This window comes from Dietzia massiliensis (assembly GCF_018390595.1).
GTDB classification, from domain to species: domain Bacteria; phylum Actinomycetota; class Actinomycetes; order Mycobacteriales; family Mycobacteriaceae; genus Dietzia; species Dietzia massiliensis.
This window is the reverse complement of sequence record NZ_JAHBAV010000012.1, coordinates 1-20,662: the sequence shown is the minus strand read 5'-3', so window position 1 is coordinate 20,662 and position 20,662 is coordinate 1. Positions and strand designations below refer to the sequence as shown.

Genomic DNA, 20,662 nt, shown 5'->3' with positions numbered 1-20,662 from the left:
GGCCAACATGGGCCGGATAGGGTCGTTCGTCTCGATCGGCGGGGCATGGGCGGAGGTCGCCGACACCCCGCTGTCGTACTTCAAGACCACCACCTACGAGGGCGGCACCCAGACGCCGCTCATCGTGGCCGGAGGTCCGGTGACCCGGGAAGGCGTGGTGACCGACGAACTGCTGCACGTGGCCGACATCCTGCCGACCATGCTCGACCTGGCCGGGGTCCGCCGACCCACGGAGATCGACGGCAGACCGGTACCACCGCTGTACGGACGGAGCCTCGCGCCGATGCTCACCGGTCAGACCCTGCAGCCGGTCCGCGGTGGGCTGGACGCACTGTGCTTCGAGATGCTCGAGTGCCGGTCGGTGCTGTGCGGCGACTGGAAACTGCTGTGGATGGCGCCCCCGTACGGCCAGGGCGACCGATGGCAGCTGTTCAACCTCGCGGAGGACCCCCGCGAACTGGTCGACCTGGCCGACCGCTACCCGGGGAAGGTGGCGCAGCTGGAGGGCCAGTGGCGGGCCTACGCCGAGTACGTCGGCTACATCGAGTCGGACGGCACTTCCGCTGCGGCCGAGTTGGGGATCGACCGGTTCTTCGAGTTCCGGCTCGCGGACGACTGACCCCCGCCCGCGACCCGCTCGCTCAGCGGGAGCGGTTCCTGACGAGGTCGTACCGGCGCAGCGACTCGAGCCGCTCCTCGGCGTGGTCCACGATCCGCTCGGGGTACCCGTGGTCGTGCCCGTCGGGCCACCGCCAGGGCTCGTGCACGGCCGCCCCGGGAAGATGCCGCAACTCAGGGACCCACCGGCGGACGTAGTCCCCGTCCGGGTCGAAGCGCTGCCCCTGGGTGACCGGGTTGAAGATCCGGAAGAACGGTGAGGCGTCCGTCCCGGTTCCGGCCACCCACTGCCATCCGTGGTTGTTGGAGGCGAGGTCGCCGTCGAGCAGGTGGTCGAGGAAGTGCCGGGCACCGACCGGCCACCACACGTGCAGGTCCTTGACCAGGAAACTCGCGGTGACCATCCGGACGCGGTTGTGCATCCACCCCTGCGCGAGGAGCTGACGCATGCCCGCGTCGACGAACGGGAATCCCGTCCGGCCCCGTCGCCAGGCCTCGACGAGGTCGTCCACCTCGGGGCCCCGGTCGTAGGGCATCCCGGCGAGGGCGTCACGCAGGTCCCTCCACGCGGACCGGGGCTGGTGCCACAGGACGTCGGCGTAGAACTCCCTCCACGCGAGTTCGGTGACGAAGCGGCGGGCCCCCTCGCCGTCGGCGGCGGGGTGCGCCCCGAGGTCGGCGAGGATCGTGCGCGGGTGGATCTCTCCGTACTTCAGCGGAGCGGACAGACGGCTCGTGGCGTCCAGATCGGGGCGGTCGCGTTGCCGCCCGTAGTCCTCGAGGTCGTCCTCGAGGAAGGCCCGCCACCGGGCGAGGGCCGCGGCCTCCCCCGCGTCACCGGACGCGGCCTCCCCCGCGTCGCCGGCTGCACCGCGCACCGCGCCATCCGCCGTGTCGCGTCCCCACCCGTCGCCGTCGTCTCCGGGGAGTTCCCCGGCGGGCGTCGCCGCCCAGGGGACGTCCCGGGGCCGCTGCCCGGGCTCGGGCCACCCGTGCTCGCGCCACGCGCGCGAGAAGGGGGTGAACACCTGGTACGGGCGGCCGCTGCCGTTGAGAACGCGACCGGGTCCGACGGCGTACGGCGACCCCGTCTCGACCAGCCGGCGGCCGTCGGCCTCGAGCGCGGCCCGGACCCGTGTGTCCCGGCGTCGTCCGTAGGGCGTGGACTCACGGCTGACGTGCACCTCGCGCGCACCGGTGAGCGCGGCCAGCCCGGGGATGACGCGGGCTGGATCGCCGGTTCGCACGACCAGCGCTCCGCCGATGTCGGCCGACAGCGCCGCGACCGAGGCCGCCAGTCGGTCGGCTCGCGCCCCGGCCCGGGACAGCAGGGCCGGGTCGCGGACGAAGACCGGCAGCACCTCGTCGCCCGCCTCCACTGCCGCGAGCAGCGCCGGATGATCCGACAGTCGTAGGTCGCGGCGGAACCACAGTATCGAGATCCCCACGGGGCCTCCCTCGTCGGTGCTCGCGGCGGATCGACCGGGACCCGCCGTCGTGACCCCCGAGTGTGGCAGAAGCGCGGCCCCTCGCCGGGCAGGCGGACGCTCGGCCGCGGGAACGCGAACAGGAGCCGCTCCGGTGAGTCCGGCGGCCCTAGTGCGCGAGCGCCGGGAAGTGGGGCACGACGTGCTCGGCCAGCTCGGCGATCACCTCGCCGACCGGGCGACGGCAGGCCCCCAGGCCCAGCTGCACGTGGTTGACCCCGATCCCCCTCAGGTCCTCGAGGTGGTCGACCAGCCTGCGCCGGCCGATCCGGAAACCGAAGCTGATCGGGGAGGCGGACTCATCCGGGTCTTCCGCGAGGTCGATCTGCAGCGACTGCGCGAAGGGTTTGAACACCTCGCCGTCGTACACCTCGCCGTCGTCCCTGTCGGCGTCGTCGTCTCCCCCGCCGACACCGCCGGCCGCGGCGGCGGCCACCGCCTCCCTCCACTGCGCGGCGGTGCGCCGCTGGGCGTCGAAGTCGCGCGGGTAGGTCATCCACCCGTCCCCGTGCGCGGCGAGGTAGGCCACGCTCTGCTGACACGACCCGATCATGATCACCGGAACCGACGCGGCGGTGGGCTTGGGCACCACGTCGGCGCTGTGCATCCATCCGCCGGACCACCGGATCCCGCGCATCTCGGTGGTCAGCGCGTGCGTCATCACGCGCAGGTTCTCGCGGAACCGTTCACCGCGCTCGCCCTGCTCGAGGCCGAACGCGCGGAACTCCTCGGGCCTGTCGCCCGAGGCCAACCCCAACAGGAGCCGGCCGCCCGAGAGCCGGTCGACGCTGGCCGCGGACTTGGCCACGTGCAGCGGGTGCCGCACCGGCAGGACGATGCCCGCGGTGCCCAGCGCGATCCGCGAGGTGTGGGCGGCGACGTGGGTGAGGTAGACCCACGGGTCGTAGACCTGACCGACGTCGCCGAAGGACGGCACCCGCAGCGGGATGTCACGGACGTAGAGGGCCGCGAACCCGCCGGCCTCGGCGGCCCGGGCGATCCTCACCTGGGCCGCCGGGTCGTGGACGTCGTCGCCGTCGGCGCGGCTCCGCAGCGGGAACCCGAGGCCCAGCGTGAGGCGGCCGGGCGCGTAGGTGCGGCGGAACCCCGGCAGGGCGCGGGGGTCACCGTCGGAGCGGGTGCACGGCGAGGAGGTCATGGCCTCCACCCTGGCACGGGCGGGGCGACGCGCCGGGCGACGCCGCCCGTCGGCCCGGCGGCTGCACTAAGCTCCCTCTCATCTGTCGACGCGGAAAGGCCGGATCGTGACCACCACCCTCCTGGCCGCGGAACCCTCCTCGACCGAACTCGTCTCCCTCTTCTGGATCGCGCTGGCGGTCTGGGCCGCGCCGCTGCTGTCCGGCCTCACGCGCTCGCTGGTCCCCGGGGTGGTGCTGCTGCTCATCGACGGGATGCTCATCGGCCCCGCCGGGCTGGGGCTGGCGGCCGAGTCCGGCGGTGTGGCGTTGCTCGCGGAGATCGGTCTGGGGCTGCTGTTCCTGCTGGCCGGGTTCGAGCTCGAGGTGTCGTCGCTCACCGGACGGCCGGGTCGCCGCGCGGTGCTCAGCTGGCTGGTCGGCCTGGTCCTGGCGACCGGGGTCGGCTGGCTGGTCTCGGGGCGCTGGGAGACCGCGGTGGCGATCGGCCTGCTGCTCACCTCCACCGCGATCGGGACCCTGCTGCCGATCCTCAAGGGCGCCGGCCACGACACCACCCCGGTCGGGCGGGCGGTGCTCACGCACGGCGCGGTCGGCGAGCTGGGACCGGTGCTGGTCATGGCGTTGCTGCTGGGAACGCGCGACGTCGTGTCGTCAGCCGTGGCCGTGGGCCTGTTCGTGGTGGCGGCGCTGCTGATCCTGGCCGTGCCCGCGCGGCTGCTGCACATCCCGGCGCTGGGCCGCGCGATGATCCGCGGTACCACGTCGACGAGCCAGCAGGCGATGCGGACGGTGATCCTGTTGCTGGCCTCGATGATGGTGGTGGCCACGGTGTTCGGGCTCGACGTGGTCCTGGGTGCGTTCGCCGCGGGCATGATCCTGCGACGCCTGGTCGCCGGGTTCGACGTACGGATGCCGCGCCCGGCCGGCGGCCCGGCCGACGGCCCCCACCGCGACCTCTCCGAGGTCCTGCTGTCCCAGCTCGAGACCGTGGGCTACACGGTGTTCATCCCCGTCTTCTTCGTGGTGTCGGGCATGGGGATCAGCGTGGGCGCGGTGGCCGACGCGCCGTGGCTGTTGCTGTCCGCGGTGGCGAGCATGCTGATCCTGCGCGGCGGCGGGGTGTGGTTGGGCGAGGCCGCGCTGCACGCCCATCCCGACCTCGTGTCGCCCCGGGACCGGGCCCGGGTGGGGCTCTACGCCGCGACGGGCCTGCCCATCATCGTGGCGGTCACGCAGGTCGCCGTGGCCAACGACCTGATGACCGCGGAGATCGCGTCGGTCCTCGTGGCGGCCGGCGCGGTCACCGTGCTGGCTTTCCCGGTCCTCGCGGAGGTGGTCCGCGCCGGGGACGGCCGTCGGGTCACCGCCAGGGGCTGAGCTCCGCGAGCGGCCTCGCGCCCGCGCGGATACGGCGACGACGACGAGGCCGACTCTCCTCTCGAACGGCGCAGGTCGCTCCGGAGACGGGCGGGCCGAGGCCTACCTGTGCCTGTAGGTGGGCGCCGGCCGGGCGGGCGGCGTGGCCTCGGGGAGCAAGAGCCCGGGGCCACGGGCCATGAGGACGCCGGCGAGCAGCGAGCCGAGTCCGCCCGCCGCCAGGTCGCCGACGGTGTCCTCGTAGGTCACGTAGATGTCGTCTGTGAGGTAGGCGTAGCCGAACCACTCGACCATCTCCCACATCGCCCCCAGCGCGAGCCCGAACGCCGTGGTGAGCACGACCGCGCCGGTGACGGTGAATCCGCGAGTGCCGGGCGCCCGCACGATCCCGCGGTGGGCGCAGAACAGGTACGCCACCACCGACAGGGCACCGGCCAGGAGGAAGTGGATCGGGATGTCCCACCACCAGAGGGCGCGGTAGAGGTCGACCACGTTGCTCCACGCGGCGACGAGCAGCGTGGCCGACACGGCGGCGTCCGCCCACGCGCGCATGCCGAGGAACCGGGGCAGCATGAGTCCGGGCAGGGCGAAGGCCACGATGGCGGCGTCGGTGACCCCGTGGAACAGCAGGGCCGAGACCACGCTGAGGACGCCGAGCAGGCGCAGGGCGTCCGCCACTCTCTGGGCTGCGCTCCCGGCGGGGCGCAGGAAGTTGTCGATCACGTCCGCCGGGCCCCTCCCTCTCCTCGCGCCCCGTCTCGCAGCCCATTGTGCGCCTCGTCGTCCGGACCGGTCGGGTGCACCACGGCGTGCACCGCGAGATGGTCCGAGGGCCACCCGCCTTCGTGGCGAAGCGGGTTGATCGCGGCGTCGGTGACCGTGAGATCGGGAGTGGTGAGTATCCAGTCGATCCGGGCGCCGTCCCGCCGCGGCCGCCGGTAGTCGGCGTAGGTTCCCCACTGCTCGCTGTGCCGGGCGCGGGCGACCCGCCAACTGTCCACCAGGGTCCCGTCCGAGAGGAGTGCGCGCACGGCCGGGCTCGACGATCCCGCGTTGAGGTCGCCCGTCACGACGGCCGGCAGGCCCCGTGCGGCCACCACCTCCAGGAGGGCCCGGGCGGAGCGCAGGCGGGACCGGGCCGAGAGCGGATCGAGGTGCGTGTTGACCACGAGCAACTCGTGCCCGGTGATCCGGTCGCGGAGGTGCACCTCGACCATCACCCGCGGGAACAGGTTGCCCCAGGACACCGACCCGGCACGGTGGGGCGTGTCCGACAGGGCGGACTGCTCCCAGCCCAGCAACTCGAGGCGGGTCGCGTCGTAGAAGACCGGGCACGCCTCTCCCCCGCCGTTCGCCGAGCGACCACGACCGACGTGGTCGTAGCCCGGGCCGAGACCGTCGAGCACGGTGGGGATCTGTTCGGCGACGACCTCCTGCGCGCAGAGCACGGTCGGCCGCTCGGATGCGAGAAGCGCCCGCACGCGCGGCGCCCGGTGGCGCCATCGATCCGCCGCGCGGGTCAGCGCGGCGGGCACCGGCCGCCGGATGTTCCACGTCATGACGTGCAGGTCGGGCGCGGGCACGGGGCCGATGAGGGGCGGGTCCCCCGCCGGCGGCTCGGTGGCGGGGCTCGATCCGGCCTCGCGTTGCGCCATCTCCCCACTCCTCACCGTTCTCGCCTCCGCGTCGCGCCTGCCGGGCGACCTCCACCCTATTCGGCGCGCGAGCCGGGCCGGACCGGTCGTCGGCCGTGACACGATCCTCTCGTGGAGCAACAGCAGCGTGTCGTCGGACAGCAGAGCATGCCCGATGGCGTCGAGGTCCTGGCCTTCGATGTGGGCGAGACACTGGTCGACGAGTCCCGGATGTGGGCCGAGCACGCCCGGGAGGTGGGCGCCTCCCCGTTCACCCTCATGGCGATGCTCGGGTCGCTGATCGAGAGGGACCGGGACCACCGGGAGGTCTGGGCGGCCCTCGGCACCCGGCGGCCGACACGACCGGTCCTCCCGGCGCCGTCGGACTTCTACCCGGACGCGGTGGAGTGTCTGCGGGCCGCGAGGGACGTGGGACTGCGCGTCGGGATCGCCGCCAACCAGCCGGCCGGCGTTGTCGCCCGACTCGCCGAGCTGGGGATCCGGGCCGACTTCCTCGTCTCGTCCGGCGACCTCGGCGTCGCCAAGCCCGCCCCGGAGTTCTTCTCCGCCGTCACCCGTCGCGCCGGGGTCGGACCCGAGCGCATCATGTACGTCGGGGATCGGCTCGACAACGACATCCGGCCCGCCCTGGCGGCCGGGATGCGTACCGCGTTCCTGCGGCGGGGACCGTGGGGGCTCATCCAGTCCCGCCGACACACGGTCGCCGCCGATCTCGTGCTCGACTCCCTCGAGCAGCTCACCGGACTCCTCACCGAACGGAGCATGGGACCGTGTCCGTGACCCCTCCCCTGCCGGTCCGGGACGGCGTCAGCCCCACCCGCCTGCGGGTCCCCGCCGACGGCCCGTGGGCGGGCGTCGCCGAGTACATCGAGGCGAGGTTCGACCACCTCGATCCGGGCGAGCTGCGGCGCCGGATCTCCGCCGGCGAGTTCGTCGGCGCCGACGGCCGGGCGATCGACCACGACACCCCGCTGGGCACGCACGAGTTCGTCTGGTACCACCGCGACCTGCCCGACGAGCCCGTCCTGCCCTACCGGGAGGAGATCCTGCACCGGGACGATCACCTCGTCGTCGTCGACAAACCGCACTTCCTCCCCACCACCCCCTCCGGCCACTTCCTCCGCGAGACCGCACTGGTTCGGCTACGCACCCGCCTGGGCAACGACGACATCACGCCGATCCACCGACTCGACCGCGAGACCGCCGGGGTGGTCATGTTCTCCGCCCGCGCCGACACCCGCGGCGCCTACCAGTCCATGTTCGAGCGGCGAGAGGTCACCAAGGTCTACGAGGCCGTCTCCGCGCGCCCGCCCGGATGGGACCCGGCCGCACCGACCCTCGGCGGCCACCCGGCGCCCGTCACCCACTGCGCGCACATCCGGTCGAGGCGCGGCGAGCTGCGCGTCACCCTCCACCCCGAGCTACCGCCCAACTCCGAGACCCTCGTCGACGTGCTCGGCACCGGACCCAGCGCCTCCGGGCGGCCCGTCGTCCACACGCTCCTCCGGCCCCGCACGGGGCGGCTCCACCAACTTCGCGTGCACCTCGCCGCACTGGGGATCGGCATCCTCGGCGACCGGCGCTACCCCGACCTGCTGCCCGAGGCCCCCGACGACCCCGACCTGCCGCTGCAACTCCTCGCCCGCGAGCTCGGGTTCACCGACCCTGTCACCGGCGAGCCCCGACGGTTCGTGACGCGCCGGACCCTCACACACGCCCCTGTCAGCGGCGCCGCTGGAACGTCAGGTGCGTGACGCCGCACCGGTCGGTCAGCAGGTCGGCGAGGGCGCCACACCGGCCCAGCGGTCGAGGGTCCACTGCACCACCTGCGGAGTGAGCGGCGAGTCGGCGGCGACCAGGCCCATGTGGTCGAGTCCCGGGTAGGTGCGGAAGTCGATCGGATCGCCCGCGGCGCACCGACCGGCGACCCAGTTCTCCTGCATCCTCGGCGTCACGAGCGGATCGGCCAGGCCCTGCGCGACGAGGACGGGCGCCGGCCACGGGCCGGTCGGCGAGTTCTCCCGCAGCCGGTCGCCGAGCCCGCCCTCGAGGACCGAGTCCGGGAAGACCTGCTCGGGGATCTGCGTCCCGCGCAGGAGTGCGGCGATGACGTCCTTCTCGTTGAAGCACAGGTCGGAGATCTTTTCCACGCCGTGCGCCGTGCCCGGATTGAGGTGCCCGGACAGATCGAGGTCGGGGTAGATCTCGTTCCACGACGTGGCGATGTAGGCCGAGACGGTCTTGCCGCCGACGCTGTCCTTGTCCTCGTCGGCCAGCCGGTACAGGCCGCTGGCCGGCGCCATGCCCGCGATCCCGCGCAGTGTCAGCTCGGGCGCGTAGTCACCGGCGATCTGCCCGGTCCAGAGCGCACCGTGGCCGCCCTGCGAGTGGCCCCACACGACGGTGCCGGTGCTCAGGTCGAGCCCGTCGAGTTGCTGCGCGGCGCGGGAGGCGTCGAGCACGTTGCGCGCCTCGGCCCGCCCCACCAGGTACGGGTGCATGCCGGCCGTGCCCAGGCCCACGTAGTCGGAGATGACGCCGGCCCACCCGTGCTCGGTGACCATCTGCTCGAGGGCCGCGGCGGCGCCGTCCGCGAACGGGGTGGCGCTCAACGACGGGGCGCAGCGCGGCACGATGCCCGTCGTCCCGTGGGCGATACTCAGCAGCGGCAGCTCGTCGCCGCCCCGGTCGGCCGGCGCGATCGCTACACCGCTGGCCACCGTCACCGTGTCGTCCGGCCGGGTGGTCGTGTAGAGGATCCGCCAGGCGTCGGCGCCGTCCGGCACGCCGGTAGTGAGGGTTTCGGCGCGCAGGAGCACCCCGGGCTCGTCGGGCAGTGGCTCTACCGCGGTATAGAAGGCGTCGGGTTCGGGCCGGTCGTCGCCCCTGAGCAGGACCGCGCTGCCGATCGCCATCGCGAGAACGAGCAGGAACACCACGACCGCCGCCGCCGTCCTCGCCCACCTTCGGACGCGTGCGCGGCCCGCGCGCATGCGGGCGCGGGGACGTTCCACGACGAGCTCGATCAACCCGCGCAGCCCGACGAACACCAGCCACGCACCCACGGCGTAGCGGATCAGCTCGATCGCGAGCACCGGCCACACCAGGCACAACAGGCCCAGCAGGATCGCCGCGGCGCCGCTGAACAGGCCGGCCACCCGCCGGTCGGCGCTACCGCGCCAGGCCCCGACGATGGTGTGGACCCCGTGCGCCACCAGGGCGGCGACCATCACCCACAGCAGTGTGCGGATGCTCGCCGTGCGCCACGTGAGTACCACGATCCCGGCCACGACGGCGGCGAGCCCTACCGCGATGCGTGTCCACCGCCCGGAGTGGCCGGCACCGTCGACGCCGGTGACCGTGGCGAGTCCGACGACGACGAGTCCCGCCCCCGCCAGCGTGACCATCACCGGCGTACCGAGGTGGACGAGGATCAACACCACGCCCAGGGCGACGGACGCCAGGGCAAGAAGGGCGCCGAGTACCCGCCGTCCGCGGTCGGTGTGCTTATCGGTGTGCTGGTCGGCCGTGTCGTGCACGATCCGTCTCCTCGGGTGCGTCCCCGGGCCGACCTCTACCGGCGTATACGGCCTCCGGTAAGGGAACTATCCCGAGACCCTGCGCGGGTGACTCCGAACCGCGCGTTCTCACCCGTCGACGTCAGCCACTCTCACCCGTCGACGTCACCCAGATGGTGTTCGACGTCGTGCACGATGTACTGGCACAGGGAGGCGATGGTGAAGATGTAGCCGTCGCCGCGTCGACCGGTCCTGTCACGATCCGCGGGGCCGACGCGGTCGAGAACCTCCAGCGTCCGAGCGGTGGCGGCGTCGAGTCGGTGCGCGAGATCGGCCGGGTTGCTGCGCCAGTATCCGTGCTCGACGACCGCCGCCTCGCCGTCGAAATCGTCGTACGTCGGCTCGGCGCGGTCGAGCATCGCCGCTATGCGGTCCCCCAGGACCTCGATGAGGTCACGGCAGTGGCCCGCGTACTCCAGCGGCGACCACACCCGCGGCGACGGCCGACGCTCGACCCCGGGCCGCCGGAGGACGGCGAGCCACCGGTCGCGGGCGGAGGCCAGACGGTCGCTCGTGGCGGCCGGGTCGTGAGGTCGGTAGCCGCACTCGTCGCAGCCCGACTCGAGCACGGTCGTCCAGTCCTTGGTATCCGGCAGCGAAGGTTCGGGAGGCGTGTCCATGCCTCCATCGTCTCACCGTCCCGGCGGGCCCGCGGCCGGATCGGGCTAGGTCGGCGACGTCAGCTGTTCGCGGGGAGCCAGTCGGCGAACCGGTCCGTGGAGACCTCGGCGAGCCACATCTGCCAGAGCGGGCCGAAGGACACCCGGCGCACGCCGAGCTTCTTGAGGGCCGCCAGGTCGCCGGCGCCGTGTCCCTTCACCGGATGGGCGGTCGCGTTGACGGGGATCGTCACCGCCTGCACGAGACGCGTCAGCTGGTCGGCGCTCGTCACGCCCACCGGGTACACAGATCGCGCTCCGGCATCCTCCATGAGCGTGATGCGGGCCTCGGCCTCCGCCACCGGGTCCGGAAAGACGTCCGTCCCCAGCTTGACGGCATCGGTGCGTCCGTTGATGACGAACGGGACCCCGGCGTCATCGGCCGCGCGGCGGGCGGCGGCGATGTAGTCGGCGTGCTCCTGACGGTCCCGGACGCGCTTGCCCTCGCGGTGTACGACGTCCTCGATGTTCGCGCCGACGGCGCCGGCCTCGAGCAGGCGGGTGATCAACTCGGCGGGGTCGAGACCGTAGCCCGACTCGACGTCCGCGCTGACGGGGACGGACACCGCGTCCGTGATGCGCTTGACCACGCGCAGGTACTCGGAGAAGTCCATCTTCTCCCCGTCCGCGCTGCCGATCGAGTCGGCGACGGGGTGGCTGCCCACCGTCAATCCCTTGAAGCCGGCGTCGGCGGCGACCCGGGCGCTCCAGGTGTCCCACACGGTCGGCAGGACGGCCAGCTCACCCGATTCGTGGAGCTCGGCCAGCGTGGTTGCTCGTGCGCGTACGTCGGGCATCTCGATCCTCCTCTGGAACGTGAGCTTTCGCCTCCCGACCCTACGCCGGTGGCCCGGTCCGCGGACCACCGTAGAGTGATCTGTATCACACGTCGCGACGCGCACGCCGGAGGTCACCATGAACCACGTCTACAGCGTCACCGAGATCGTCGGCTGCTCGCCGGACGGAACGGACCAGGCCGTCGCCAACGCGGTCGCGGAGGCGTCCAAGACCCTGCGGAACCTCGAGTGGTTCGAGGTCCAGTCCGTCCGCGGCAAGCTCGACGGCGGCGCGGTCGCCCACTGGCAGGTGACCATCAAGGTGGGGTTCCGGCACGAGTCCTGACCAGACGCTTCCGGCCGCCTCCGGGTTCCCGCGGATCCCGCTGTCCACAGGGCGTTCCGGCGGCTCCACAGAACGCGTCGCGGGGCTGTCGCCGGACCTCGGGCCCGCCGAGACTCGGGGCATGAGATTCGAGGACCTCCCCGACAACTGGAACACACTCCCGCTCGACGACGCCCCGCTCGCCGCCGGCGTGATCGACCTCGTCATCGGTCACCACGACCGCGGCCGGAACACGATGCTCATCCTCCCGTGCGACGAGCACGACGTCGGCCTCCCCGCCCCCATCCTCATCAGCGACGTGGACTGGCTGTGCACGTCGCACGAGCGCCGCGACGCGATGGCCGTCCTTCCCGCCATCGCGTCGCCCGGCTTCGTCGTCGGGCTGTCCGCGAGGCGCCGCCTCCCCGACAAGGTGGTGCGGGGCTGGCTGCGGACGATCGAGGACGAGCTGGACGCCACGGGACAGGCGCTCCTGGCGCTGGGGGTGGCGGACGTGGACACGGTGGAGATCGTCGGCGGCCGTGCCGCGCGCAACGGCAGCCGCCGCGCGTGAGCGGGCCGGCGCGCGGCCGAGTGAGCGGCGCGTGAGCGGGCGGGGCGCGGCCGGATGAGCCTCCTCTCACCACCGCTCGCGGATGACAGGACCCCGGCGTCTCGTCGGTAACATCGACCCTCGTGCCCGACAACTCGCAGACCCCGGGAACGGGCAGCATTGTCGACTACTCGGCGCTTCCCGGGCCGGGGGGCCGCCGGTCGAAGCTACCCGCCGTCGATTCACCGCGGTGGACCCTCAAGGTGGCGCTGTCCCAGCGTCCCTGGAGCTTCATCGCCTCCGGCGGCATGGCCGTGGGATTCCTCTGCAACGGGCTCACCCCCGTCGTCGTGGGCCGTGCGGTCGACGACGCGATCGCCACCGGCCGTCTGAACCGGCTCTGGCTCTGGATCGGCGTGCTCGCCTGCGTGTTCCTGGTGGCGATGGTCGCCAACTGGACCGCCCGCTTCATGTTGGTCCGCAGCCAGCAGCTCGTCAGCCACGACCTGCGCACCGCGGTCACCGACCGCATCCAGGACCCGCGCGGGTTCGCGGGCCGGGAACGCACCGCGGGCGGTCTGCTGTCCATCGCCTCGTCGGACACCACTCGCGTCGGGGACATCGTCATGATGACCGTGATGCCCGTCGCCGAGGCGGCGGCCATCACGTACGGCGCGGCGATGATGTTCACGATCAACCCGTGGCTGAGTCTGGCCACCCTGGTCGGCGGCCCGGTGCTGGTCATCGTGGCGCTCCGGGTGGCGCGGCCCCTTCAGCGCCGGTCGGTGGCGCGCCAGCAGGCCATCGCCCAGGCCGCCGCCACCGCCACCGACGTGGTGCAGGGGCTGCGGATCCTCAAGGGCCTGGGCGCCATCGTCACCGTCCGGAGCCGCTACGACGAGGTGTCGGACGACGCCTACCGCAAGACCGTTCACGCCGACGCCGCCGAGGCACGGCTCAACGGCGCCACCGAGGCGACGGGGGCCGTCTTCGTGTCCACGCTCGGCCTCGCGGCGGGTGCGTTAGCGCTCGCCGGACACGTCACCATCGGTGAGCTGATCACGGTGGTCGGCCTCACCCAGTTCCTCGTGGTGCCCATGACCATGTTCGGCCGCAACATCGCCTCCCGCTGGGCGTCGGCGGAGGCGTCCGGCCGGCGGATTCGCGAGGTGCTCGGCGCGGACTTCGAGCGCGTTTCCGAGGCCGACGCCGCCACCACGGAGCGGTTCATCCGCGCCCTGCCGTCGGGCCTGACGGTCGTCGACGGCGCCGACCCCGAGCTGATCCGGCTCCTCGAGTCACTGCCCCGTACGCGGGTGGCGGTCGTGCCCCACGCCGCCGACCTGTTCGACGGCAGCGTGGCGGACAACGTCCACCCCGATCGCGCGGCGGCCGAACACGCCCTGCGGGTCGCCTGCTGCGACGACATCCCCGACGGCCCGGACAAGCGCGTCGGCGAGAGCGGGCGGATGCTCTCGGGAGGTCAGCGGCAGCGCGTCGCCCTCGCGCGCGCGATCGCGTTCGACCCGGAGGTACTCGTGTTGCAGGACCCCACCACCGCGGTGGACTCGGTGACCGAACAGAACCTCGCGGACAACATCGCCCGGGAGCGGGCCGAGAAGACCACGATCGTCGTCAGTCAGGCGCCGGCCTGGAACGCCGTCGCGGACGCCCGCCTGAGCGCGCAGCGGCTGCGCGAGACCGCCGAGGGGCTGCTCGTGGGGGCCGAGAGATGACGACGACGAGCTCGACGCCGCCCGTAAAGACCGACACCGCCCTCCGGTTCCCGGTCGCCTCTGCAGGCCAGGTCCGTCGCGAGGTGGCCCGGCAGCTCGCCCGGGTCCGCCACGCCCGGCGGTGGCTGGCGGTGGCGTTACTCCTTCTGAGCCTCGGGGCGGCCGCAGGGGTGCTCATCCCCCAGCTCATGGGCCGGATCGTGGACCTGGTCTCCGGCGAGACGCCGGGGTCGCTGTGGCAGATCGGCGCGCTGTTGCTGACCGCGGCCGTCGGCGGCGCGGCACTCAGCGCTTCCGGCTTCTACCTGGTGGCCCGGTTGTCCGAGCGGGTGATCGCCAACCTGCGCCAGGACATGGTCGGCACCGCGCTCGGACTGCCGACCCACCGGGTCGAGGACGCGGGCTCGGGCGACCTCGTCAGCCGGTCCACCGATGACGTGGCGGAGCTGTCCTCGGCGGTCACCGAGACCGTCCCGACGCTGTCCACCTCGGCCCTGACGGTCGTGGCGACCGTGATCGCGCTGTTCGCCCTGGACTGGCAGTTCCTCGTCGTCCCCCTCGTCGTCGCGCCCCTCTACTACGTCGCCGCGCGCCGGTACCTCGCCAAGGCGCCGCGCCGCTACGCCGCGGAGCGCGCGGCGATGGCCGAGCGGGCGCGACGTGTCCTCGAGGCCATCCGCGGCCGGGCGACGGTACGTGCGTTCTCGCTCGAGGGCCGGATGCACACCCGGATCGGCAACGCCTCCTGGGACGTGGTGCGCAAGGGCATCCGGGCCCGCACGACGATGCTCGTGCTCAACGTCTGGATGCTGGTGGGCGAGTTCCTCATGCTCGCGATCGCCCTGACGGTGGGCTACCACCTGGTCGCCACCGGCGCCCTCACGGTGGGCGCGGTGACCGGGGCGGTCCTCATGATCATCCGGCTGCGGGGCCCGCTCATGACCTTCATGCGAATCCTCGACGTGGTCCAGTCGGGCTACGCGTCGCTGTCCCGGATCGTCGGCGTCGTGGTGGACCCGCCCGTGCCGGTGCCCGACAGCGGCGTCGACGCGCCGCAGGGCCGGGTCGAACTGCGCGGCGTGAGCTTCAGCTACGGCGGATCGTGGGCCGTGCGCGACATCAGCTTCTCCATCGAACCGGGGCGCACCGTCGCGATCGTCGGCGCATCGGGCGCCGGCAAGACGACGGTCGCCGCGCTGCTGGCGGGCCTCCTGGTCCCGGATGCCGGCGAGGTGCTCGTCGACGGCCACCCGGTGTCGTCGCTGTCCGACCGCGAGCGCATCGCCCGTCTGGCCACCGTCAGCCAGGAGGTCCATGTGTTCTCGGGGACCCTGCGCCAGGACCTCACCCTGGCCAGACCGGAGGCCACTGACGACGAGCTGCTCGACGCGCTGCGCCGGGTCAACGCCACCGCGTGGTTCGAGCGCATGCCGGAGGGTCTCGACACGGTCGTCGGGGCGCGCGGGCTCCAACTGGATCCGGTCGCCGCGCAGCAGCTGGCCCTGGCCCGCGTCCTCCTGCTCGACCCGGCCGTCATCGTCATGGACGAGGCCACGGCCGAGGCCGGCTCGGCGGGCGCGGAGGCGCTGGAGCGTGCGGCCGACGAGGTCACCCGCGACAGGTCCGCCCTGGTGATCGCTCACCGGCTCGATCAGGCCTCTCGGGCGGACACCATCCTCGTGATGGACTCCGGGCGGATCGTCGAGCGCGGCACCCACGACGAGCTCGTCGCCCACGGCGGGATCTACCACCGACTGTGGAACGCCTGGTCCGCCGGCCGGCGGGCGACCGCCGTGGACAGCGCCCCGGACCCGGCCTAGAACGGGCCCGACCGGGGTGGGCGACGTCAGGAAATCCGGCGAGCGCGCGCGAGTTGGACCACACTGCAGGGGAGGCCGCCTCGGTTCCCGGGCCGCACGCGCGGAACGGGGCGCCCATCGTCCCGCCGGGGGCTCCGGCACCGTCGGTCCGACCTGGGGGATGATGGTGGGCGGCCAGATGGCGCAGTTCCACAAGAACACGATCAGCCCGAAACGAGAAGAGTCGACATCCATGACCCAAGGTCCCCAGAAGATCATCTACACCCTCACCGATGAGGCCCCGCGGCTCGCGACCGAGGCGTTCCTCCCGGTCCTCCGCACCTTCGCAGAGCCCGCCGGTATCGGCGTCGAGACCAGTGACATCTCGGTGGCCGCCCGCATCCTCGCCGCGTTCCCCGAGCGGCTCACCGAGGAGCAGCGCGTCCCCGACAACCTGGCCGAGCTGGGTCGGCTGACCCAGGAGCCCGACACCAACATCATCAAGCTGCCCAACATCAGCGCCTCGGTGCCGCAGCTCACCGCTGCGATCGCCGAGCTCCGGGAGAAGGGGTACGACCTCCCCGATTACCCGTACGACCCCAAGACGCCCGAGGAGAAGGAGATCGCCGAGCGGTACGGCTCCTGCCTCGGCAGCGCGGTGAACCCCGTGCTGCGCCAGGGCAACTCCGACCGGCGCGCGCCCAAGGCGGTCAAGGAGTACGCGCGGGCGAACCCGCACTCCATGGGCAAGTGGTCGATGGCGTCGCAAACCCACGTCGCGCACATGACCCACGGCGACTTCTACGCCGGCGAGAAGTCCATCATCCTGGACCGCGCCTGCGACGCCCGCATGGAGATCGTGACCCCGGACGGCGAGACCCATGTCCTCAAGACCGTGCCGCTCGAGGCCGGCGAGGTCGTCGACTCGATGTTCATGAGCAAGAAGGCGCTCCTGGACTTCTACGAGGAGCAGCTCGACGACGCCAAGGAGACGGGCGTCATGTTCTCGCTCCACGTCAAGGCCACCATGATGAAGGTCAGCCACCCGATCGTGTTCGGTCACGCCGTCCGCGTGTTCTACAAGGACGCGTTCGCCAAGCACGGCGAGCTCTTCGACGAGCTGGGCGTGAACGTGAACAACGGGATGGGCGATCTCTACGACAAGCTCGAGTCCCTGCCGACCTCCAAGAAGGAGGAGGTCATCGAGGACATCCACCGCTGCCACGAGTCGCGCCCGGAGCTGGCGATGGTCGACTCGGCCCGCGGCATCACGAACTTCCACTCCCCCTCCGACGTCATCGTCGACGCCTCCATGCCCGCGATGATCCGTATCGGCGGCAAAATGTACGGTGCCGACGGCCGTAAGAAGGACACCAAGGCCGTCATCCCGGAGTCCACGTTCGCGCGGATCTACCAGGAGATCATCAACTTCTGCAAGACCAACGGGGCGTTCGACCCGCGGACCATGGGCACCGTGCCCAACGTCGGTCTGATGGCGCAGAAGGCCGAGGAGTACGGCAGCCACGACAAGACCTTCGAGGTCCAGCACGGCGGTGTGGCCAACATCGTCGACGCCGCCACCGGCGAGGTCCTGCTCTCCCAGAACGTGGAGGCGGGCGACATCTGGCGCATGTGCACCGTCAAGGACGCGCCGATCCGCGACTGGGTCCGGCTCGCCGTGGACCGCGCCCGCGCCTCGGGCATGCCGGCCGTCTTCTGGCTCGATCCGTACCGGCCGCACGAGAACAACCTCATCACCCTGGTGAAGAAGTACCTCGCCGAGCACGACACCGAGGGCCTGGACATCCAGATCATGTCCCAGGTGCGCGCCATGCGGTACACCCTCGAGCGCGCCTGGCGTGGCCTGGACACCATCTCGGTCACCGGCAACATCCTGCGTGACTACCTCACCGACCTGTTCCCCATCCTCGAGCTGGGAACCAGCGCCAAGATGCTGTCGATCGTGCCGCTGATGGCCGGCGGCGGCCTGTACGAGACCGGCGCGGGCGGCTCCGCGCCCAAGCACGTGCAGCAGCTCGTCGAGGAGAACCACCTGCGCTGGGATTCGCTCGGCGAGTTCCTCGCGCTCGGCGCCAGCCTCGAGGACGTCGGACGCAAGTACGACAACCCCAAGGCCGCGATCCTGGCCCGGACGCTGGACACCGCTACCGGCAAACTGCTGGAGAACCGGAAGTCCCCGTCGCGGGAGACCGGTGAGCTCGACAACCGGGGCAGCCAGTTCTGGCTCTCGCTGTACTGGGCCCAGGAGCTGGCCTCCCAGTCCGACGACCCGGACCTGGCGGCCCACTTCGCGCCGCTGGCGGGCAAGCTCGACGCCGAGAAGGACACGATCCTCGGCGAACTCCTCGAGGTGCAGGGCAAGCCGGTCGACCTCGGCGGTTACTACCAGCCCGCGATCGACAAGCTGAAGGAGGCGATGCGTCCGAGCGAGACGTTCAACGCCGCCCTCGCGAGCATCTCCGGCTGAGTTCCACGCTGCAGCCGCACCGCACCCCGGGCCCGCCCGGGGTGCGGTGCGCCATTTCCCGGGAGAATCGAGTGACCGACGTGACCGACCGCCCGGCCCCACGCCACGTGTGGCCACTCCTGCTCGCCGCGGTGGAGGACCTCCATGACCGGGGGTTCACCGGCATCCGCGCCCTTCCGTACTTCGGCCCCGTCGGCTACTGGCGACTGGAGGTCACCACCGCCGACAACCTCCCGAACGGGGTGAATCTCCCCTGGGCCTGGTGTTCGTCTTCGCGATGAACGTCGTGATCCCGCTGTTCCTGCAGGCGGCTCAAGGCATCTCGCCGCTGGGTGCATCGCTCACCCTCGCGCCGGGCATCCTGCTCACCGTGGTCGCCGGGCCGGTGGCCGGCCGCCTGTTCGACCGGCACGGCGGTCGCTGGTCGATCCCGCTCGGCTTCCTCGTGATGGCGGTCTTCGTCACCGGCGTCGGCATCGCCGCTGGGTACTCGTCGATCCTGCTCTTCGGCCTGCTCTACATCCCGGCCGTCCTGGCCACCGCCCTGGTGATCGGGCCGTCGCAGACCTTCGCGCTGTCCAGCCTGGACCGCGACTCCGCGCCGCACGGCGTGACCGTGGTCTCGACCAGCTTCCAGATCGCGGGCTGCGTGGGCACGTCGCTGGCCGCCGGCATCTACGGCGCCGTCTCCGGCGCCAACCTCGACTCCGCGGGCGACGAGTTCGAGTCCCTGCTCACGGGCTTCCGCAGCGCCGTCGGTGTCGTCGTCATCGTCTCCCTCCTCGGGATCGCGCTGGCGTTCGCCGCGAACCGGGCGGCGCGCACCGCCCGCCCGTCGGCGTCCGAGACCGGGTCGCGCCCCGTCGACTCCGTCGAGTCGATCATGAAGACCGACGTGTACGCACTGTCCTCCACGGACACGGTCCTCGACGCCCTCACCACGTTCGGTGTCCGCGGCATCTCCGGCGCCCCGGTCCTCGACGCTGACGGCGCGCTGGTCGGATTCCTCTCCGACGGCGACGTCATGCGCTACCTGTCGGCGGCGCACCCGTCGTCGACCTCGATCTACTCCTACGCGATCGGGGCCGACGACGACCTCGTCGACGCGATGGCGGACCTCGCGGATCTCAACGTCATGCGGTTGGCCACCCGGGAGGCCGTGACGATCGACGCCGGAGCCTCGATCGCCGACGCCGTCGCCGCGCTCTCGGACGCACTCCTCAAGAAGGTGCCGGTCGTCAGTGACGCAGGCGCGATGGTGGGCATCGTCAGCAGATCGGCAATCAACCGACTGGCCATCACCAGCTACCTGGACTCACGCGCCGGGTCGACGGAGTCGGCAGCCGTTCCCGCTCACTGAGCCGACACGCCCGCCTCAGCCGACCGCGCCCCCGCCGAAATGTTCCGACGGGGGCGCGGTGGTCTCTGTCAGCGTCCGCTGCGTACCGGCCTGCTGCGACGAGACCCCCGCCCGGCACCGCCCGTCGCCGGGGTGCCCAGCACCCGCCGCCACCGTTCCGGCATCGGCGCCGACACCACAACGTCGCGGCCGTCGGGCAGCGGGATGACCATCCTCGCGGCGTGTAGGTGGAGCCCGGAACCGCCACGCGACGCGACCACACTGTCGAACCGGGGGTCGCCGTACCGGTCGTCGCCGGCGATCGGATGTCCGGCGTGCTGCAGATGGACGCGGATCTGATGCTTGCGGCCGGTGAAAAGCCGCACGTCCACCAGGGTGGCCCAGTCCGCCACGCGCCTTCGGACCCTGACGTGGGTCTCCGCGCGCTGGCCCCGCGGGTCCACCACCACATCGGCGTCTCGCCTCCGGAGCGGCGCCTCCAGCACCCTGAGGTTCGCAGGCCACTGCCCCGCGACGATCGCCAGGTAGTGCCGTTCGATCTCCTTCTCCCGATCGCGCAGCATCTCGTGGAGATGGCGCAGCATCGGCGGGGTCTTGGTAAGGACCAGGACCCCGGAGGTGTCGCGGTCGAGCCGGTGGCCCAACTCGAGATCGGGCAGGTCGGGGCGGAGGAATCTCAGCGTCTCGATGACGCCGGCGGGCACATCCGAGCCTCGGTGCACGGCCACCCCGGCGGGCTTGTCCACCACCAGTAGGTTCGAGTCTTCGTAGAGGACGGCCTTGGCCATCCGGTCGAGTAGGGCGGTAGGTGGCCGCGTCACCGTCGTGGCGGGGGCCCCGGCTTGCAGCGCGGGGAGGTCGATCACATCGCCCTCGGCGAGCCGGTAGTTCTGCTCGGCTCGGCGACCGTTCACCCGCAGCCTGCCCTGGCGCAGAAGCTGGAAGAGCAGCCCGGCCGGCACGCCCCTGAGCTGGGACCGCAGGAATTTGTCGAGCCGACGGCCGGCATGCCCTTCGTCGATGACGAGGGTGCCGGCCGGCCGCGTGACCGTGGTCGTGGCCGGGGTGGGGGTCGGCGAGGTGCTACGGCG

General features: G+C 72.1%; 19 protein-coding genes. 11 read left to right on the top strand and 8 right to left on the bottom strand.

Annotated features, from left to right (window positions below; translation table 11 throughout):
* Positions 1-619: sulfatase/phosphatase domain-containing protein (locus KHA85_RS05045; RefSeq protein WP_213185002.1), on the top strand; the 619-nt coding region annotated here is incomplete at its 5' end.
* A 22-nt stretch (positions 620-641) separates the two neighbouring features.
* Here the strand turns inward: KHA85_RS05045 and KHA85_RS05040 are convergent.
* Complete coding sequence (locus KHA85_RS05040; RefSeq protein ID WP_213185037.1) at positions 642-2,060, bottom strand: cryptochrome/photolyase family protein; 1,419 nt, start codon at positions 2,058-2,060, stop codon at positions 642-644.
* Positions 2,061-2,214: 154 nt separating this feature from the next.
* Positions 2,215-3,264 (bottom strand): TIGR03571 family LLM class oxidoreductase, encoded by a 1,050-nt coding sequence (locus KHA85_RS05035; protein WP_213185001.1) that lies wholly within the window; start codon positions 3,262-3,264, stop codon positions 2,215-2,217.
* A 106-nt stretch (positions 3,265-3,370) separates the two neighbouring features.
* Between KHA85_RS05035 and KHA85_RS05030 the strand changes: the two genes are divergently transcribed.
* Positions 3,371-4,642 carry a cation:proton antiporter gene (locus KHA85_RS05030; protein WP_213185000.1) on the top strand — a complete coding sequence of 424 codons (1,272 nt, stop codon included), beginning with the start codon at positions 3,371-3,373 and terminating at the stop codon, positions 4,640-4,642.
* A 102-nt stretch (positions 4,643-4,744) separates the two neighbouring features.
* On the opposite strand, the gene KHA85_RS05025 is transcribed toward KHA85_RS05030, so the two are convergent.
* A complete protein-coding gene (locus tag KHA85_RS05025; RefSeq protein ID WP_213184999.1) occupies positions 4,745-5,365 on the bottom strand; it encodes a DUF2238 domain-containing protein in 621 nt (206 codons plus the stop codon).
* Positions 5,362-6,297, bottom strand: a complete 936-nt coding sequence (locus KHA85_RS05020; protein ID WP_213184998.1) for an endonuclease/exonuclease/phosphatase family protein — start codon at positions 6,295-6,297, stop codon at positions 5,362-5,364. The genes KHA85_RS05025 and KHA85_RS05020 overlap by 4 nt, the downstream gene beginning before the upstream one ends.
* A 111-nt stretch (positions 6,298-6,408) precedes the next feature.
* Between KHA85_RS05020 and KHA85_RS05015 the strand changes: the two genes are divergently transcribed.
* The gene (locus KHA85_RS05015; protein WP_308936857.1) at positions 6,409-7,077 is read left to right on the top strand and encodes an HAD family hydrolase; all 669 of its coding nucleotides are present in this window, start codon (positions 6,409-6,411) and stop codon (positions 7,075-7,077) included.
* Entirely contained in the window at positions 7,068-8,051 is a 984-nt protein-coding gene (locus KHA85_RS05010; RefSeq protein WP_213184997.1) for a pseudouridine synthase, read from the top strand. Before KHA85_RS05015 ends, KHA85_RS05010 begins: the two co-directional genes overlap by 10 nt.
* A 15-nt stretch (positions 8,052-8,066) precedes the next feature.
* On the opposite strand, the gene KHA85_RS05005 is transcribed toward KHA85_RS05010, so the two are convergent.
* From KHA85_RS05005 to KHA85_RS04995, 3 genes are all read right to left on the bottom strand, one after another.
* Positions 8,067-9,836, bottom strand: coding sequence for a lipase family protein (locus tag KHA85_RS05005; protein WP_308936856.1), 1,770 nt, complete (start codon positions 9,834-9,836; stop codon positions 8,067-8,069).
* 131 nt (positions 9,837-9,967) lie between these two features.
* Entirely contained in the window at positions 9,968-10,495 is a 528-nt protein-coding gene (locus KHA85_RS05000; protein WP_213184996.1) for a DinB family protein, read from the bottom strand.
* A gap of 59 nt (positions 10,496-10,554) precedes the next feature.
* Entirely contained in the window at positions 10,555-11,331 is a 777-nt protein-coding gene (locus KHA85_RS04995; RefSeq protein ID WP_213184995.1) for an isocitrate lyase/PEP mutase family protein, read from the bottom strand.
* 118 nt (positions 11,332-11,449) lie between these two features.
* On the opposite strand from KHA85_RS04995, the gene KHA85_RS04990 reads away from it, so the two are divergent.
* The 7 genes from KHA85_RS04990 (at position 11,450) to KHA85_RS04960 (ending at position 19,571) form a co-directional block, all read left to right on the top strand.
* On the top strand, positions 11,450-11,656 hold the full coding sequence (locus KHA85_RS04990; RefSeq protein WP_213184994.1) for a dodecin: 207 nt from the start codon (positions 11,450-11,452) through the stop codon (positions 11,654-11,656).
* A gap of 121 nt (positions 11,657-11,777) precedes the next feature.
* Positions 11,778-12,209 (top strand): hypothetical protein, encoded by a 432-nt coding sequence (locus tag KHA85_RS04985; RefSeq protein ID WP_213184993.1) that lies wholly within the window; start codon positions 11,778-11,780, stop codon positions 12,207-12,209.
* A gap of 122 nt (positions 12,210-12,331) precedes the next feature.
* Complete coding sequence (locus KHA85_RS04980; RefSeq protein WP_368858492.1) at positions 12,332-13,924, top strand: ABC transporter transmembrane domain-containing protein; 1,593 nt, start codon at positions 12,332-12,334, stop codon at positions 13,922-13,924.
* Positions 13,921-15,744: an ABC transporter ATP-binding protein gene (locus KHA85_RS04975; RefSeq protein WP_213184992.1), complete on the top strand. Its 1,824-nt coding sequence runs from the start codon at positions 13,921-13,923 to the stop codon at positions 15,742-15,744. The genes KHA85_RS04980 and KHA85_RS04975 overlap by 4 nt, the downstream gene beginning before the upstream one ends.
* A 232-nt stretch (positions 15,745-15,976) precedes the next feature.
* Positions 15,977-18,211, top strand: coding sequence for an NADP-dependent isocitrate dehydrogenase (locus KHA85_RS04970; RefSeq protein WP_213184991.1), 2,235 nt, complete (start codon positions 15,977-15,979; stop codon positions 18,209-18,211).
* A 71-nt stretch (positions 18,212-18,282) separates the two neighbouring features.
* Positions 18,283-18,492 carry a hypothetical protein gene (locus tag KHA85_RS04965; protein ID WP_213184990.1) on the top strand — a complete coding sequence of 70 codons (210 nt, stop codon included), beginning with the start codon at positions 18,283-18,285 and terminating at the stop codon, positions 18,490-18,492.
* Complete coding sequence (locus KHA85_RS04960) at positions 18,474-19,571, top strand: MFS transporter (RefSeq protein WP_308936855.1); 1,098 nt, start codon at positions 18,474-18,476, stop codon at positions 19,569-19,571. The genes KHA85_RS04965 and KHA85_RS04960 overlap by 19 nt, the downstream gene beginning before the upstream one ends.
* Before the next feature lie 68 nt (positions 19,572-19,639).
* Here the strand turns inward: KHA85_RS04960 and KHA85_RS04955 are convergent, their stop codons facing one another.
* Complete coding sequence (locus KHA85_RS04955) at positions 19,640-20,593, bottom strand: RluA family pseudouridine synthase (RefSeq protein ID WP_213185033.1); 954 nt, start codon at positions 20,591-20,593, stop codon at positions 19,640-19,642.
* Positions 20,594-20,662: the final 69 nt, after the last annotated feature.

What these genes read in the sequence shown, in the direction of transcription:
- KHA85_RS04995 (WP_213184995.1), bottom strand. Translation starts at nt 11,331, where the DNA reads ATGCCCGACGTACGCGCACGAGCAACCACGCTGGCCGAGCTCCACGAA.
- KHA85_RS04990 (WP_213184994.1), top strand. Translation starts at nt 11,450, where the DNA reads ATGAACCACGTCTACAGCGTCACCGAGATCGTCGGCTGCTCGCCGGAC.
- KHA85_RS04970 (WP_213184991.1), top strand. Translation starts at nt 15,977, where the DNA reads ATGACCCAAGGTCCCCAGAAGATCATCTACACCCTCACCGATGAGGCC.
- KHA85_RS05020 (WP_213184998.1), bottom strand. Translation starts at nt 6,297, where the DNA reads ATGGCGCAACGCGAGGCCGGATCGAGCCCCGCCACCGAGCCGCCGGCG.
- KHA85_RS04985 (WP_213184993.1), top strand. Translation starts at nt 11,778, where the DNA reads ATGAGATTCGAGGACCTCCCCGACAACTGGAACACACTCCCGCTCGAC.
- KHA85_RS05000 (WP_213184996.1), bottom strand. Translation starts at nt 10,495, where the DNA reads ATGGACACGCCTCCCGAACCTTCGCTGCCGGATACCAAGGACTGGACG.
- KHA85_RS05035 (WP_213185001.1), bottom strand. Translation starts at nt 3,264, where the DNA reads ATGACCTCCTCGCCGTGCACCCGCTCCGACGGTGACCCCCGCGCCCTG.
- KHA85_RS04975 (WP_213184992.1), top strand. Translation starts at nt 13,921, where the DNA reads ATGACGACGACGAGCTCGACGCCGCCCGTAAAGACCGACACCGCCCTC.